The sequence below is a fragment of the Margalitia sp. FSL K6-0131 genome (genome assembly GCF_038008735.1).
Lineage (GTDB): Bacteria > Bacillota > Bacilli > Bacillales > Bacillaceae_C > Margalitia > Margalitia shackletonii.
The window spans coordinates 1,183,010-1,199,154 of the sequence record NZ_JBBOZS010000001.1 but is presented as its reverse complement, the minus strand read 5'-3'; the positions used below and the strand labels follow the sequence as shown (position 1 = coordinate 1,199,154).

Genomic DNA, 16,145 nt, shown 5'->3' with positions numbered 1-16,145 from the left:
CCCTATCCAATTTACTCCTTTTCTGGTATCCAAACACGCATTTGTCCTGATTCGCGATTATCCCATGCATAATACGGAATAGCGGTTATCTGATATGGCCTGCTAGTTGGTTTTTCAGTGCGATATAAACTATTTTCCCATTGATGACTATCTAATACCTCTGCATCACCCAAAATTTTTACGACCCCGCCAAGTAACGATTCATCGTAAATGGCAGTCAGATTCGCATCATTTGGCAGCATTACCCTTTGCAAATGCTCCATATTATCTGCCGATTCGATACAATACACAATAGGGCCTCTTTGAATGGCTGTGTGATGGACATTTTGCCTAACATTTGGATGAGAATAGACCTTTTCAATAGGCATGGATAAATCTAGTTCGATGATATCTCCATCCTTCCATAGCCGCTCAAGATAAACATATCCTTTATCCATATTTTGAAGGATATTAACCCTTTCATGATTTACTTTAAGTTCTGCATTCTTACACCAACCCGGAATGCGCAGTTTGAGACCAAATTTGTCTTCATGTTCCAATCCAAGTAAGAAGGTTAGGTGGCCATCCCATGGATAATTGCCCTTTTGTCCTATTTTTACTTGTTGCCCATGAATATTTATTATTGCCTCCCCTTCGATGTATTGATGAACAATAATGTCATCTGGACTTTGAGAATAAATATATCCTCCCAGTGAAGCTAGTAGTCTTGCAATATTTGGCGGACAGCATGCGCACCCAAACCATTCCTTTCGATGACGATCTCCGACACTCGCTAACGGATTGGCATAAAAGAATTTTTTCCCATCTAAAGACACTCCGCTAATGACTCCATTAAATAGAGCACGTTCTATCGCATCCGCATATTTGCTTTCACATTCCAACTGCAGCATCCTATGATTCCAAAAAACTAACCCAATAGATGCACATGTTTCCGCATAGGAAGTTTCATTTGGAAGGTCATAATCAAACGTAAAGCCTTCGTTCTTTCCTGTCGATCCAATTCCGCCTGTAATAAACATATTTTTTAAATGAAGATGTTCCCATAACCGCTCACATGCTTCTAAAAGTGAAGCGTCTCCAGTCTCTCCCGCCAATTCTGCCATTGCTGTATACATATACATTGCCCGAACGGAATGCCCCACCACTTTACTCTGTTCTCTGACCGGCTTATGAGACTGGTTATACTCTTTAAGGTTATCCATATAGCGCATTATATCTTCAAAATATCCTGTTGAATCTTTCTTTTCTAGCTCAAAATAATGAGGTTTTTGTCCCCGTTCATCAATGAAGTATTGGCTTAATTTTAAATAACGTTCTTCCCCAGTGGCATGATACAATTTGATCAAAGCCAATTCGATTTCTTGATGACCGCAGTATCCCCGTAATTTACCTTCCTCCCTCCCAAATACTGAATCAATATGATCTGCATATTTGCAAACAACCTCCAGGAGAGTTCGTTTCCTTGTTGCTTCATAGTGTGCAACACCAGCTTCTATTAAATGTCCTGCACAATATAATTCATGCGCATCCCGCAAATCTGTCCATCTCATTCCAGGTTTTACAACTGAAAAATAAATATTTAGATACCCATCTTCCTGCTGGGCCGATGCAATCAACTCAATTACTTCGTCGACTAGACGGTCTAGTTCCGGATCTGGATGGGTGGCAAGGCTGTAGCTTGCAGCTTCAATCCATTTTGCTACGTCAGAATCCCAGAAAATATGAGGTTCGTTGTCCATTCCCTGCTTCCAATCCAGCTTAAATGCATCAATCCTTCCTGTTTCCTTACATTGCTTATATTGGTGCGGAATGGTTTGCTCACGGTTAACCTTAATTCGTGGGGACCAAAAAGCATCGTTAATCACCACATTTGAAAATGAGACAGGTCTTAGCCGATTTTGATTTAAAACATGCATAATCATTAACTCCTTTTTATGAAAAATAACTCCCTCGCTCCTAATGCTAGCCTTTTATTCCTGTTAAACTTATTCCTTCAATAAAATGGCGTTGCCCAATAAAGAAAATGATAATCGCAGGAATAACCATTACGGCAGATGCTGCCATCATGAGATTCCAATCGGAAGAGTAAGAGCCTTTCAACTGCAATAGCCCTAATGCAAGCGTGTATTTGGATTCATCATTTAAGAAAATCAAAGGTCCAAAGAAGTCATTCCATACACCCATAAAAGTAAAGAACCCAACAACTAAAATTGGCGGTTTCACCAATGGCAAAAGTATTTTCGTGAAAATTTGAAAATGATTGGCACCATCCATTAATGCAGATTCGTCCAGTTCACGAGGTATATTCATAAAAAATTGTCTCATTAGAAAGATGAAGAACCCGCCGCCGCCAAAAAAGGCTGGAACAATCAACGGCCAAAATGTATTAATTCCATCTAGCTTAGACCACATCAAAAAGGTAGGGATCAATGTGACAGCTCCCGGAAGCATCATGGTTGCAAGAATCATTCCGAACCACATATTCCTTCCCGGAAAACGAAGTCTCGCAAAGCCATATCCGCACATACAGCACGTGACAATTGTTCCAATGATGACTGGGACCATAATAAATAAAGTGTTTTTCAAGTAAAGCCCGAAATTAATAATGGAGAAAATATCCTTGTAATTGGACCATTGAAATTTCTCCGGTAATAGTTTAGGCGGAAATTCAAAAATCTCTGTAGAAGTCATTAAGGAACTGCGAATAAGCCAAACAAAGGGAACTAGACTTACAATAGCGCCGATTACTAAGATAATTAATGCGAATGACCTTTTCACGGTTTTTAGTTTCATGATTATTTTCCACCCCCGTAATAAACCCAGTTTTTAGATGATCGAAAGACAATTAATGTGAAAAGTAAGATGATGATAAACAGGATCCATGCCAGAGCACTTGCATAACCCATATTATTTTTCTGGAACGCCTCCCGGTAAATCAGCAGGACATAGAATAACGTACTGTTATTTGGCCCGCCCTCCGTCATAACATATGCTTGAGTGAATGCTTGGAAGGAGCCTATAAGGCCCATAATAAGATTGAAGAAGATAACTGGTGAGATAGAAGGCAAAGTCACATATCTGAACTTATGCCACCAATTACCGCCATCTATTTCAACAGCCTCCAATAATTGCTTCGGAACGTCCTGCAAGCCTGCTAGAAATATTAAGGCAGTACCTCCGCATCCCCAAATACTTAATAAAATTAGCGAAGGTATAACCGTATTCTCATCGTAAATCCACATCAACTTTGGCAATCCTAAAAATTGTAAAATACTATTTAATAAACCGAAGTCAGGATTAAATAACCACAGCCATAAAATATTGGACGCTACGGAAGGAACAATGACAGGCAAATAGTACATCGTTCGAAAGATGGATTGTCCTTTCACATTCATATTCATAAGAACCGCAACAATTAATGCAGCAAGCAGCGTAAAAAAGGTACTCCCTATGGCAAAATAAAATGTAACAAATAAAGATTTCTTGAAATCAAGGTCGTTTTTAAAAATATCAACGTAATTTTGAAATCCAACCCAATGATAACTTCCTACTACCTTATAATCTGTAAAACTAAAATAAAGACTGGCAATCATTGGACCAATTGTCCAAATAAGAAGCCCTAAAATAGCAGGCATGGCAAAAAAGTAACCCCAAAACGCTTCCTTTCTCTGCAATTTATGAAGTTTTGGCTTTTTGATATTGACAACTGTTCTTTTTAAGGTAACATTTTCAATATTCATTTTTTCACTCCTCACACGATTATTACTTGGGAATTGATTATGTGTTATGAGGACGAATCTTCATAACACATAATCTGTTAAAAAGGAAGCTTGTTACTCATATTTGTATTTGTCTCCAAATTTCTTTTTCAATTTTGGCATAATGTCATTTACCGCTTCTTGCGCACTCTTTTTATTTGTCCAAATTAGGTCTAATGCAGGAGAAATAATTTGGCTTGCTTCTGATCGATCAGCCCAAAAATAGTTTGGATTTTTCTGCACATTATTCATTGCCCAATCGATAACAGCTGTTTTATATTCTTTTGGATGAATTTTTGTATCGGTCCACTTTTTAACAAGTTCCGGATCTTTATACCATTTTTCTTCATTAGGCATCCAAAGTCCGGCTTGGATAAGCGGCAAACTATTAGTTGGATCCATAATAAATTTAAGAAACTCTTTTGTTTCGTTCCAATGCTTTTTCGTATTATCATTGTTAAATACGACAATTGGCGTACCGGCACTAGAAGTCACTGCTTTTTTCATTTTTGGCAATACACCGATACCCAACTTCAAATTCTTTTGTTTTTCAGCTTCCCCTAGCACCTGCATAGCCCATTGACCATCTACATCCATCGCTACCCTTTTGGTTAATAGAGCTGTATCTGTGTTTGGAAGCGTAGATAGGCTGGCAGGTGTTGGCATCACATGGTATACATACATTAAGTCTTGCATTCTCTGTAATGCTTCAATCGTTTCAGGTTTGTTTAATAGAATAGTCTTTCCATCCTCAGAAATAATTCCTCCATCATTGCTGAAAAGGAAGTTTTCATAGAAATAGGTAAAATTGCTAACCCCGTATGTTTTGATATTTTTCGGATCAAATCCTGGATCATCAGGGTGCTTTCCGTTCCGGTCCACTGTCAGTTTCTTGGCTACATCGACAAATTCGTCCCATGTCCATGCATCCTCTGCTTTAGCAGGAGGATATGGCATCCCCAATTCATCAAATAATTCTTTATTGTAGTAAATATTATTTACTTCATTTGCTACGCTTGAACCGGCAATCGGTCCGTCTTTTTCGTATTGAAAAATACTATATTTTAATTTGTCACCGAATTCTCCTGAATCAAATAGTGGCTTCAAATCTTTAATCGCTCCGCTTTTCACCCACGGTGAAAGGCTTCCCTCCGTAAAATAACCAACGTCAGGAAGAGTATTAGAAGAGGCCATCGTTGTCATTTTCTCTAAATAGTTTCCTTGAATTTGCTGTCCTGTCACATAAATATTTGGATGTGATTTGTTAAACGCTTTCAAAATATCTTCTATAGATTTTTTCTCAAGTGGATCTCCCCAATAAGTGAATTTTAATTGAACAACACCTTTTTTGCCGCTTCCCCCCGTTGCACTAGTTCCGCCTAGACAACCACTTAACATCCCAACAAGCAAAACAAGCACGCCTATAAGTCCTATCAATGATTTACGCTTTCTCAACATACACACCCCATTCTTATTTCCTAAATATATTAGTATATTTTTAAAAGTTGTAAGTACAACTTTGTGTTTGATCGGTGAAGTAATCCTCCACCAATCATTATTATTCAAAAATGTAATCTATTAATATACTAGCTTTAATCTTCATTATAGAAATAACATGGTGTATAAAATCGACCTTTTAAGAGTAATTTCCGAAAAAGGTATTTACTATTTTAAAATATTTATTTTTCCATAATCCAAACCAACATTTCACCAGGCTGCCGGTTGCACCACGCATAATAAGGGATTGCTTTAAGAGTAATGGATTTTGTGTCTTTTTCATAAGTCATATATAACTCATTACCCCAAGCTTGATCATCAATCCTCTCTGCTTTTGCAGTTATTACACTAATTCCACCAAGCAATTCTTCCTGGAATGTAACCTCAAGCTCAGAATCTTTTGGCAGAAGGATGTTCGGTAAATTTGCACCATTGTCTACTTCTTCCAAACAATAGACAATTGGACCTCTCTGTAAAGAAACCTTCCCTACATTTTCTCGTACTTTCGGATTCGCACGGACTCTCTCCACCGGCATAGGCAGAACAAGAACAATCTTATCCCCTTTTTTCCAAGTTCGGGTAATATATGCATACCCATTCTTTGTACAACAATCTATATCCACTAACTCATTATTCACTTTTAGTGCGGCTAATTTGCACCATCCTGGAATCCGAACGGCAACCGTAAATTCACGCTCATTTTCCGGTGAAAGTGTAATTTGAACATTCCCATCCCATGGATAATTTGTTTCTTGGATAATTTGAACCTTTTGTCCCTCAATATCTAATTCTGATTCATTGCCCATGTATAAATGAACAAACAATTGATTGGAATCAACAGAGTATACATATTGTCCTATGGAAGCAATTAATCTTGCTAGATTAGGTGGGCAGCAAGCACAGCTATACCATTTTTGCCTAACAGGCTTTACATATGTTTTATCCTGCCTTTTTTCATTCGCTTTCGGCCATACCTCCAACGGATTAACATAGAAGAATTTCTTCCCGTCCAAATCCATTCCGCTAATGGTTCCGTTATAAAGTGCCCTCTCCATGACATCCGCATATTTTCCATTCTTTTCAATCCCTAGCATTCGCTTTGCCCAGAAAACTAAGCCAATCGATGCGCATGTTTCTGTGTAGCACGTATCATTTGGCAAGTCATAATCAAATGAAAACGCTTCACCAAAATCTTGTGATCCGACACCGCCAGTAATGTACATTTGGCGATTCGTTACATTTTCCCATAATCTCTCACAAGCTTCCTTTAAAGTGTGATCCCCTGTCTCAATGGCTAAATCCGCCATCGCTGTGTACATATACATAGCCCTAACAGCATGGCCGATTGCTTCTTTCTGATCTCGAACAGGCAAATGTGCTTGGTGATAGCTATAATCTCCATATTCATCATGCCACCAAAATTCTTTATCATCATTTCTTGCTTTCTTTTCTAGGTCGAAATAATGTGGTTGCTGACCGCGCTCATCTATGAAATATTTGCTTAACTGTAAATATCGTTCATTTCCGGTTGCTTTATATAGCTTTACAAGAGCTAATTCTATTTCTTGATGACCATCATATCCTCGCAATTTATTTTCTTCTTTGCCAAACATTTCATCGATGTGATCAGCGAAACGACACATAATATCTAAAAGCTTCCGCTTGCCAGTAACCTCGAAATAAGCGACAGCAGCTTCCATCATATGGCCTGCTACATACATTTCATGTCTATCTCGAAGATTGCGCCACTTAAGTTGTGGTTCTTTTATCGTAAAATAGGTATTTAAATATCCATCATCCTGCTGTGCCCTGCCTATTAAATCAATGACCTCATCCGCTGTTTTTTCCAGTTCAGGATCAGGATCATTCTCTAAACTATAAGCTACTGCCTCAAGCCATTTACCTACATCACTGTCCTGAAATACAAAACCAAAAAATTCACCTGATTCCTCACCAGCTGCGATTTTAAAATTTTTTATTGCATGGCTGGCAGGGGCATCTGGAATTCTATCGTTTAATGCTTCCCACTGATATGGAATTACTTCATCGCGTATGATATCTATTCGTTTTCTCCAAAAATGGTCTGTTATTTTTACTCTTTTAACATTCTTGCTTAATACCTCTGTCAATTTTTGCACATCCTTCCTATTAATTCGCGATAAGAATTAGCTGCTATTCGGATTCTTATCCTACCTTTATTTTTTTACTCACCCCCTCAAACGTTTTCTCCAAAATAGAATAGTTTTTAGTAAAATAGAATTATGAAAATTAATTTTGAATAGTATGATTAATTAAAATAATATCAACAAAAAAGAATCTTGTCGGTAGTCCATTTTAAACATTAGGTGTATAAAACTGACTTTCTAAATTATTGAGATTTCGTAGAATCGCAAAGGAGGGCGAAAGTAATGGAACAATACTTGAAAACAAATGCTGACAATCCAATGGAATATATTTCTGGAGGATTATTTGTATCGAATGAACCATGGATTCATTCAAAACGTAATCTTAATAGCTACGAAATAATCATCGGAGTGAGGGAAACACTTTATATTCAGCAAGAGGAAGAAAAATTTGAAGTTTGCCCTGGCGATGTACTTCTATTACTTCCCCATCATACTCACCAGGGCTATGCCCTTTGTTCTCCTGGGGTTTCCTTCTACTGGTTTCATTTTTATTGCCCTAATGAAAGCTCGATTATCGATTATAATACGATGGAGGATGAGGTGATATCTTACCGTACAAATCCCGATTCACATCGTTCCAGTACGGACATCTTCATCCCAATTTATTCAAGCCCTAAAGAAATAGAAAGGATAAATATTTTATTTAACCAACTATTAGATATTGATAATGCAAATTACTACAATAAAAGAAGTACCGATTATTTCATGACTTCCTTGCTTATTGAAATTTCGGAGCAATCCGTAACCCATTTCATTACAGAAAGAGAACATAGTAAATCGGAGAAAAACTTAGTAAATATCGTGGAATGGATTAGAATTAATGCAATGAGCAATATTTCGGTAACAGCAATTGCTCAGGAGTTCAATTATAACCAAGATTATTTGTCCCGAATATTTAAGAAAAAAAACGGAATGAATATTCAAAAATACATTCACATTCTTAAGCTGTCAAAAGCAAAGGATATGTTAACGAGTACCAATTTAAGCATTAAAGAGATTGCCAATATCGTAGGGATTTTTGATGAAAAATACTTTATGAAGCTGTTTAAAAAATACGAAAAAGTAACACCGACTGAATTTCGCAAAGCCTATTATCGTGTCCATTTAAATAATAAATAATCTCAACATAATAATTTTAGAAACTCTTGAAAGCAGAGAATTCATATGAATAAAGAAAGGAGCGTGATATCAAAACACGCTCCTCTTTCTTTACAATATAATGAGTTCTTTAGGTGATTTCGTTATTATTTCATTACCAGATTTCGTAATAACAATATCATCTTCAATTCTTACTCCCCCGATACCAGGGAGATAGATACCAGGTTCAACCGTCAGAACCATTCCCGGTTCAATCAACTGCTCGCATTTTGGCGACATAAAGATTTCTTCATGAATATCCAGACCAATTCCATGTCCTGATCCATGTCCGTACTTATCTCCATATCCTTTTTCCGTGATATAATCCCGCGTAAAAGCATCAGCTTGTTTACCAGTAATCCCCGCTTTGATTCCTTCAAGGGCCCTTGATAATGCATCATATACAATCGTATAAATGCCTTTTAATTCCTCCTTCGGTTCACCAACAGCGATGGTTCTGGTTAAATCCGCCCTGTATCCTTTGTAATATGCACCAACATCAATAGTGACCATATCGCCTTTTTCGATTACTTTCGTGCTTGCTACACCGTGCGGCAATGCCCCGCGATAACCGGAAGCCACGATTGTATCATAGGCGGAAGATGTTGCCCCTAACTTCCGCATTTGAAATTCCAGTTCATTTGAGACATCCAGTTCCGTTATTCCGGGACGAATGAACTCTAAAATATGTGCGAGTGCGGCATCTGTCATTTCCGCTGCGGTCTTAATGATTTGTATCTCGTCTTTTGTTTTAATCATACGAAGCTTTTCCACAGCATCTGATACAGGTACCATTTCCGCTTTTACTTTTCCCTGATATTTGGAAAGTAAATAATAAGTAATATTTTTTTCTTCAAAACCAATTTTGCTAATCTTTAATTTTTCCGTTAGATTAGCCACCTCTTCAAAAATAGTAGCCTTTTCTAATACTTTGATGGTAAACCCTTTTGCCTGATTTTGCGCTTGCTCCACATATCGGAAATCAACCAAAAGGATTGCCTCTGTTTTGGTAATCACAACTGTCCCTGCTGAGCCTGTAAACCCAGTTAAATATCGACGGTTAACATCGCTTGTTACTAGTAGACCATCAATACCAATTTGGTCCAATGATTCTCTTAACATATTTAAATTTCCCATGATAATTCCTCCAAATGTTTAGAATTTCAATCTTCCATTGTGATTATCATCTATGTTCGTATAAGTAGTTAAATTCCATTTACCATATCAACTTGAAAATATTATGTTATCTTACCATTGCGGATTATCTGGTGAAGCACAATGCTTGTCAGGAAATTTCGCCTTATATTGAACAAGACAACCGCAATACTGACATGTTGTTCCATAGAGCAAATTCGGGCAATGATTACATTTTTCCAGTCTTTCTTGATAAATAGCATCGGTAACCAAATCGGAAAAGCTTTTTGTTTGCATTTCTAATAATGCTGCTATTTCTTTCTTAGCAACATGAACGGTTTGGGAACAGCCTTTACATAAAGATTTTTCCGGCATCTCTTCGCCTCCATTTTCCTACTCTTTTACAGAAAGCATGATGATCGACATTGGCGGGAGGTTCACTTCAATAAATTGGTCTATTAATGTAAATTCAGTAAAATTTTCAGGCTTGACCGCTTCTGGATTTTCAAACGAATTATGGGCATTGCGATAATCCGCTGTAAGGATTTCACCGGAAATCTCCGCAATTTTATTGACTCCTCGCAGCTGGATGTTTACATCTGTTTTTTCTGAAAGGCTCATATTACAAAGGCTAATATGAATTTGCCCGCTATCATTCTTCGATGCTGATACACTAACCTTTGGTAAATGAAAATCCTCCACTGCTATATTCTCAATGTCAGTCTCAAGGGATAATAATGCTGCATCCTGATGGACTTTAAACATGTCAAAAATATAATAGGTAGGTGTTTTCAGCATTTTTTCCCCTTCTGTTAAAACCATTGCCTGCAGCACATTTACCGTCTGCGCAATATTTGCCATATGTACGCGGTCACAATGTTGATGAAAAATATGAAAATGAAGTGCCGCAACAATAGCATCACGTATAGAATTTTGTTGATAAAGAAATCCTGGATTCGTTCCCGGTTCTACATCAAACCATGTGCCCCATTCATCTATGATTAAACTAACTCTTTTCTCGGGATCGTATTTATCCATAATCGTACTATGTTTTGTGATTAATTCATCCATGTACAATGCCTTTTGCATCGTAATGAACCATTCTTGCTCGGAAAATTGTAAGGATGATCCTTTTCCCTTCCAAAAGTCCCCAGGTATTGTATAGTAATGTAAACTCAAACCATCCATTAACGAAGAGGCGCGTTCCATCAACGTTTCTGTCCAATTATAGTCATCAATATTTGCTCCGCCGGCTATTTTGTAAAGCCTGTTGTCCCCATAATTACGGGCATATGTTTGATAACGTCTATACAAATCTGCGTAATATTCCGGACGCATATTGCCGCCGCATCCCCAATTTTCATTGCCAATTCCAAAATATTTTAATTTCCACGGCTTTTCCCTGCCGTTTTCCTTTCTCCAGTTTGCCATCGGAGATTCACCGTCAAATGTCATATATTCCACCCATTCCGACATTTCTTGGACTGTCCCGCTCCCAACATTTCCACATATGTAAGGTTCGCATTCCAGCAATTCACATAACAACATAAACTCATGTGTACCAAAATGATTATTTTCTACTACACCGCCCCAATGCGTATTAACCATTCTCTTGCGATTTTCTCTCGGACCAATTCCATCCTTCCAATGATATTCATCGGCAAAACATCCCCCCGGCCAGCGAAGCACCGGTATTTGAAGCTGTTTTAAAGCTTCTAAAACATCATTGCGGATCCCTTTTGTATTCGGAATAATGGAATCCTCCCCGACCCATATTCCTTCATAAATACATCTCCCTAAATGTTCAGCGAAATGCCCATAAATATGCTTAGAGATTGTACCTTTTTCAATATCACTATTAATGATCACTTTATTCATTCTTTCTCTCCTTCTTCCTACTAGATTCCTTAGCGACAAAACTTCTGATAAATGTTGATGATTTCATTTTGAAATAGTGCCCTTATAAGAAAAAGAGGCTTCCAAAACCCGCACCTTTGGCAACCTCTTTCTATTAAACTTAAAAAAGTGATTATGCTGCGTTCACAAATTTCGCTTCAATAGCTCCAAGCATTTTTCGCATGGAATATAAAGTAACGAAAGCAAACAATGGAAGTGCTCCAAAAATAGCAAGACTGCTTGCAAATCTAAAAAATAGGTAAACTGCTAAAACGAAAAAGATGATCGTAAGCGATGTAATCGGCCGATTAATGGTTAAGTACAGTGAAAATTTTAATATATCCCTTATCTTCATAATGAATTTTGTATGCAAAACAAGTGAATAAACATAGCTAATAATCATGACAATGATAAGGATATAAATAAGGGGAAGTGCATAGGCAGTCTGTTTGCTAAAACCAATATAATATAAATCTCCAAACAGAATAACCGTCAGCAAAAAGTATGGCAGCCATACTTTTATGGAGGAAATGAATCCTTCTTTATATATCCTAAAATAGCTTTTTATTACGTTTCCCTTCCCACCGATAATACATTGAAAGACCGTTTCAAAAATGGCACTCAAAGTAGGACCGAACAATAAAAACGCTATTAAGTAGAATGGTAGTGTCAAAAAAGACAGTTTCACATTTAATAGAAGGAAAACAAACAGGAAACTTGTAACGATGGCACATCCCCCAATTAAAAACGCTGCCCAAACGAGATTTGTTGCTTTCATAACTAAGTTTTCTTTATTGATCATAGAAAGGCACCTCTTCGCTTAACATACATCAGCCTTTTATTCCGCCGATTGTCATACCATTGATAAAGGACTTTTGATTAAATAAGAATAGGATGATAATAGGAATAATCGACATCATGGATCCTGCAAATACAATATCGTAGTTATTACCATACGGTGTCATGGCTGTTAATAGCCCGGCAGATATGACGAGATTTTCATCTGATCTCATTACCACCAACGGCCACAGGAAATTATTCCATACATTCATGGAAGTCATAATGGTCATTGCCCCAAATGCCGGTTTCATCATCGGCGCATAAATTTGCGTAAAGATACGAAATTCTCCGGCACCATCTATTCTGGCTGCTTCCGCATAATCACGTGGAAGACCTATCGCATATTGTCTAAAAAAGAAAACGGTAGCAGGCGGAATAATCCCAGGTAAAATAACTCCTGCAAATGAATCCATCAAACCTAAATTCGTCACTAATTTATACATAGGGATAAATAATATATCACCAGGTACCATTAACATAACAAGCACTAAACCAAAGATAAAATTCCGCCCTTTAAACGTGTACTGTGCAAGTGCATAACCAACCATTGAACTGAATAATAGAACAAGCAATGTTTGAATTACTGTAATCAGTACACTGTTTTTAAACCATGTCCAATATATTCCATCATTATTTGTAAATAATTGAAGGTAATTTTTAAAACTCATTTTTGAAAAATCCAGATGGACATTCAGACCTTGGCCAAAAATATCAGATGCCGGCTTAAAAGAGGAGACTAATAGAAACCAAAAGGGAATCAAAATAATAATTCCGATTATTGTTAGTAATATAAAGGTGACAATGGTTGTAATTTTTCTTCTGGTCTTCATCCTTAGTCCTCCTTAAACAAGCCTCTAACGGAAACTTGAATAAAATTAATGACCATTACGATAATAAACATCGCAACCCCTAATGCACATGCGTAGCCAAATTCACCTTGTCCAAAAGCGCTTTTATAAATATAGGTTAAGAAGGTAGCACCAATATTGTTTGGTGAACTAGCTCCCCAATAAACATAGCTTTCATTAAACAAAGAGAATCCAGCTAGAATGGATATTGTTAGTACATAAGTCGTAATAGGTTTAATCATCGGCATCGTAATATTTTTAAACTTTGCCCATGTGCTTGCACCATCAATTTCGGCACATTCATAAAGCTCTTTCGGAATACTTTGTAAACCCGACAAAAAGTAAATCATATTTACTCCCATCCATCTCCATACGCAAATAACAACTAAAGCGAACATCCCTGTATGGGCACCGTCTAACCAATCAACGGGTTTGATCCCAAGGTGGCCAATCCATGAGTTAAAAACACCTGTTTTTTCTCTGCTAAAAGCAAAACGGAATACAATCCCGGCAATAACTGTTGATGTAAGAACCGGAAGAAAGAAGATGGAACGGAAAAGCGACTTGAACTTTGTCGTATCTAAATTCATAACAACCGCTAAAATTAATGGCACCGGAATCAGTATTAAAATCGTCCAGAAAGTATACCGAATAACATTCCACAGAACGGTATAGAACACCGGATCATGAATTAATTGTTTAAAGTTCTTCAGTCCAACAAATGTTGTATCATCTAACCCTTGCAGCTCTTGAAAACTCATAATAAAGGCATTAATAAACGGATACACCGTAAATACTAGAAAAATAAGGATAAATGGTAATATAAAGAGGTACGGTGCAATCTTTTGCTTATTCCACTTTTTCCTTTGGGGAACCGGAAACTTAACATTACGCTGCAAGTTTGTTTGCCCTGTGCTTGACTCCAAATCTATCCCCTCCTGTTCGTAAAAATCCTACCCACCCACCCGTTTCATCACTTCACATTACTTATTAATTTTTTTATCTGCCGCTGCATCCGCAGCTTCAAGCGTTGATGTTACATCTGCCTGTTTATTCATGATTTTAGGTATTGCATTGGTTAATAATTGATCACTGACAAATGGGTAATCCTTATTTGTGAAACTCAACGTACCAATTTCATCTTTTAAATCGGCTAATTTTTGGAAGATATCTACCCCAAAATAATCCGTGTATTTATTTTTTGCTTTCATTTCATCTGATGTCCAAACATCGGAACGAATTGGGTCAAATCCTAGAATCGTCCATTGTTTGATAGCCCCTTCCTTGCTTGCCTTCGATTCAACGACAAATTTCTTCGCCAACTCTTTATCATGCGCTTGTTTTGTAACAACGGTAGCTGTTCCACCTAATCCTGCCGAACGATCGTCCCCCTCATTAAAGATTGGAAGTGGTTCAATTTGAATTTTTCCTGAGAGATTTTTCATATATGTCACCATACGGCTCATATACCATGCTGGCATTACAACAGAAGCATAGTTTCCTTTGTTAAATGCAGAGAAATACTCTTCATTATCCTGACTGCCGCCCTCTGCCTTTTTCGCAATTCCATCCTTGTAAATCATATCTTGGAGGAGTTTTAATGCGTTTACATTTTTTTCATCAGCTAAATTTGCTTTGCCATCTTTCAGCACATCTGAGTGTTGCTGGGAAACTAATGCATTGAATACGAAACTTGCATTCGTTTCAACGGAAGTCATGTATTTGCCTGTCTTTTCTTTTACTGTCTTGCCTGCGTTTACATAGTCAGCCCATGTTTTAATTTTCGCAGGATCAATTCCTGCTTGTTTCATAATATCCATGTTATAATAAACAACCGTTGTACCGACGTGGTAATCCAAACCGTAAATTTTATTGTTATACGTATAGTTATCCACCCGCGACTTCACTAAGTCGGAAAGATACGGTTCTACATTCTTCGTCAAGTCTTCAAACGGAACTGTTTTATTCTTGGTGAAATTGGCAAATTGTCCAATTTCAATATCTGCAATATCAGGTGCACCGCTTCCAGAATTTAAAGCAACCTGCAGCTTTTGAAACATTTGATCAAACGGTAGAACATTTATTTTTAGGTCAATTTTCTCTTTCGGATGATTTTTATTCCAAGTCTCTGCTGCATCTTTCCAATAATCTGCATGCTGTTGCACAAATGTCCACATTTCAAATTTTGTCTTTCCGTCACTTGTTTTCGTGGAGCTCTTGGAACTGCATCCAGCTAATGCAAAGGATATTGAAAGTACAAGCACTAGTAACATCGCTACCACTTTACGCGGCTTTTTAAAAATACTCATGATTATCACCTCTAAATGATATGATTTCTTCCATCTTTCATAAACAGAGCATAAATGTTTAGAACTGTTTCTTGTTAATAACCAGCCATATAAGCGCTTTCAAATTTGAAACAACTTAAAATCTAGGATTCTATTTTTTTATATAAATTGCTTTGAATGAATATACTTTGCTTCATCTATCCCCTATTTGTTTTCACCCTCTTTTCAGTTAACAGAGTAGTATTCGCAACATATAGAAATCGATTTCTTAATTATTTCCAGTTTATTATATCTATTCCGTACATGTCAATGAATATTCTGAAAGTTGTGCGAACATTTTCAGGTAAATAAAATCATATATTTACTCTGTATAAACGAAAGGTTTTTTCTCCTTATTAATCCCTTGATAATCGTATATTACAGATACTTTTGTGAACAGATTACCATGTTAAAAATATATCCTTCCATTGACTTAGGAGACCATTATATCAAATGAGGTAGTTTAACTTGTATGGTTTTCGCCCTCAACTTGTATGGTATTTTGCATGTTGTGAAACATAA

General features: G+C 37.1%; 13 protein-coding genes. 1 reads left to right on the top strand and 12 read right to left on the bottom strand.

Going from position 1 to position 16,145, the window contains the following annotated elements; all coding sequences use genetic code 11:
* Window positions 1-11 precede the first annotated feature (11 nt).
* From NSQ59_RS05825 to NSQ59_RS05805, 5 genes are all read right to left on the bottom strand, one after another.
* Entirely contained in the window at window positions 12-1,916 is a 1,905-nt protein-coding gene (locus NSQ59_RS05825) for a glycoside hydrolase family 127 protein (RefSeq protein WP_055738574.1), read from the bottom strand.
* Window positions 1,917-1,962: 46 nt separating this feature from the next.
* On the bottom strand, window positions 1,963-2,793 hold the full coding sequence (locus tag NSQ59_RS05820) for a carbohydrate ABC transporter permease (protein WP_340830026.1): 831 nt from the start codon (window positions 2,791-2,793) through the stop codon (window positions 1,963-1,965).
* 2 nt (window positions 2,794-2,795) lie between these two features.
* Complete coding sequence (locus tag NSQ59_RS05815; protein WP_055741136.1) at window positions 2,796-3,635, bottom strand: carbohydrate ABC transporter permease; 840 nt, start codon at window positions 3,633-3,635, stop codon at window positions 2,796-2,798.
* 198 nt (window positions 3,636-3,833) lie between these two features.
* The gene (locus NSQ59_RS05810; protein WP_340830024.1) at window positions 3,834-5,213 is read right to left on the bottom strand and encodes an ABC transporter substrate-binding protein; all 1,380 of its coding nucleotides are present in this window, start codon (window positions 5,211-5,213) and stop codon (window positions 3,834-3,836) included.
* A 224-nt stretch (window positions 5,214-5,437) separates the two neighbouring features.
* A complete protein-coding gene (locus NSQ59_RS05805; protein WP_340830022.1) occupies window positions 5,438-7,384 on the bottom strand; it encodes a glycoside hydrolase family 127 protein in 1,947 nt (648 codons plus the stop codon).
* 279 nt (window positions 7,385-7,663) lie between these two features.
* Between NSQ59_RS05805 and NSQ59_RS05800 the strand changes: the two genes are divergently transcribed.
* The gene (locus NSQ59_RS05800) at window positions 7,664-8,560 is read left to right on the top strand and encodes an AraC family transcriptional regulator (RefSeq protein WP_055738571.1); all 897 of its coding nucleotides are present in this window, start codon (window positions 7,664-7,666) and stop codon (window positions 8,558-8,560) included.
* A gap of 90 nt (window positions 8,561-8,650) precedes the next feature.
* Here the strand turns inward: NSQ59_RS05800 and NSQ59_RS05795 are convergent, their stop codons facing one another.
* The 7 genes from NSQ59_RS05795 to NSQ59_RS05765 all read right to left on the bottom strand — a co-directional run bounded on the left by NSQ59_RS05795 (window position 8,651) and on the right by NSQ59_RS05765 (window position 15,605).
* Window positions 8,651-9,715, bottom strand: coding sequence for a M24 family metallopeptidase (locus tag NSQ59_RS05795; RefSeq protein WP_340830019.1), 1,065 nt, complete (start codon window positions 9,713-9,715; stop codon window positions 8,651-8,653).
* Window positions 9,716-9,826: 111 nt separating this feature from the next.
* Window positions 9,827-10,087 (bottom strand): hypothetical protein, encoded by a 261-nt coding sequence (locus NSQ59_RS05790; RefSeq protein WP_055738569.1) that lies wholly within the window; start codon window positions 10,085-10,087, stop codon window positions 9,827-9,829.
* An 18-nt stretch (window positions 10,088-10,105) separates the two neighbouring features.
* Window positions 10,106-11,590, bottom strand: coding sequence for an alpha-N-arabinofuranosidase (locus tag NSQ59_RS05785; RefSeq protein WP_340830017.1), 1,485 nt, complete (start codon window positions 11,588-11,590; stop codon window positions 10,106-10,108).
* Between the two features lie 151 nt (window positions 11,591-11,741).
* The gene (locus NSQ59_RS05780; protein WP_055738567.1) at window positions 11,742-12,410 is read right to left on the bottom strand and encodes a DUF624 domain-containing protein; all 669 of its coding nucleotides are present in this window, start codon (window positions 12,408-12,410) and stop codon (window positions 11,742-11,744) included.
* Window positions 12,411-12,438: 28 nt separating this feature from the next.
* Window positions 12,439-13,278, bottom strand: coding sequence for a carbohydrate ABC transporter permease (locus NSQ59_RS05775; RefSeq protein WP_126648044.1), 840 nt, complete (start codon window positions 13,276-13,278; stop codon window positions 12,439-12,441).
* 2 nt (window positions 13,279-13,280) lie between these two features.
* Window positions 13,281-14,222, bottom strand: coding sequence for a carbohydrate ABC transporter permease (locus NSQ59_RS05770; RefSeq protein ID WP_235950680.1), 942 nt, complete (start codon window positions 14,220-14,222; stop codon window positions 13,281-13,283).
* Between the two features lie 57 nt (window positions 14,223-14,279).
* A complete protein-coding gene (locus NSQ59_RS05765; RefSeq protein WP_340830013.1) occupies window positions 14,280-15,605 on the bottom strand; it encodes an ABC transporter substrate-binding protein in 1,326 nt (441 codons plus the stop codon).
* Between the last annotated feature and the right edge of the window lie 540 nt (window positions 15,606-16,145).

What these genes read in the sequence shown, in the direction of transcription:
- NSQ59_RS05825 (WP_055738574.1), bottom strand. Translation starts at nt 1,916, where the DNA reads ATGCATGTTTTAAATCAAAATCGGCTAAGACCTGTCTCATTTTCAAAT.
- NSQ59_RS05820 (WP_340830026.1), bottom strand. Translation starts at nt 2,793, where the DNA reads ATGAAACTAAAAACCGTGAAAAGGTCATTCGCATTAATTATCTTAGTA.
- NSQ59_RS05815 (WP_055741136.1), bottom strand. Translation starts at nt 3,635, where the DNA reads ATGCCTGCTATTTTAGGGCTTCTTATTTGGACAATTGGTCCAATGATT.
- NSQ59_RS05800 (WP_055738571.1), top strand. Translation starts at nt 7,664, where the DNA reads ATGGAACAATACTTGAAAACAAATGCTGACAATCCAATGGAATATATT.
- NSQ59_RS05795 (WP_340830019.1), bottom strand. Translation starts at nt 9,715, where the DNA reads ATGGGAAATTTAAATATGTTAAGAGAATCATTGGACCAAATTGGTATT.
- NSQ59_RS05790 (WP_055738569.1), bottom strand. Translation starts at nt 10,087, where the DNA reads ATGCCGGAAAAATCTTTATGTAAAGGCTGTTCCCAAACCGTTCATGTT.
- NSQ59_RS05785 (WP_340830017.1), bottom strand. Translation starts at nt 11,590, where the DNA reads ATGAATAAAGTGATCATTAATAGTGATATTGAAAAAGGTACAATCTCT.
- NSQ59_RS05780 (WP_055738567.1), bottom strand. Translation starts at nt 12,410, where the DNA reads ATGATCAATAAAGAAAACTTAGTTATGAAAGCAACAAATCTCGTTTGG.
- NSQ59_RS05775 (WP_126648044.1), bottom strand. Translation starts at nt 13,278, where the DNA reads ATGAAGACCAGAAGAAAAATTACAACCATTGTCACCTTTATATTACTA.
- NSQ59_RS05765 (WP_340830013.1), bottom strand. Translation starts at nt 15,605, where the DNA reads ATGAGTATTTTTAAAAAGCCGCGTAAAGTGGTAGCGATGTTACTAGTG.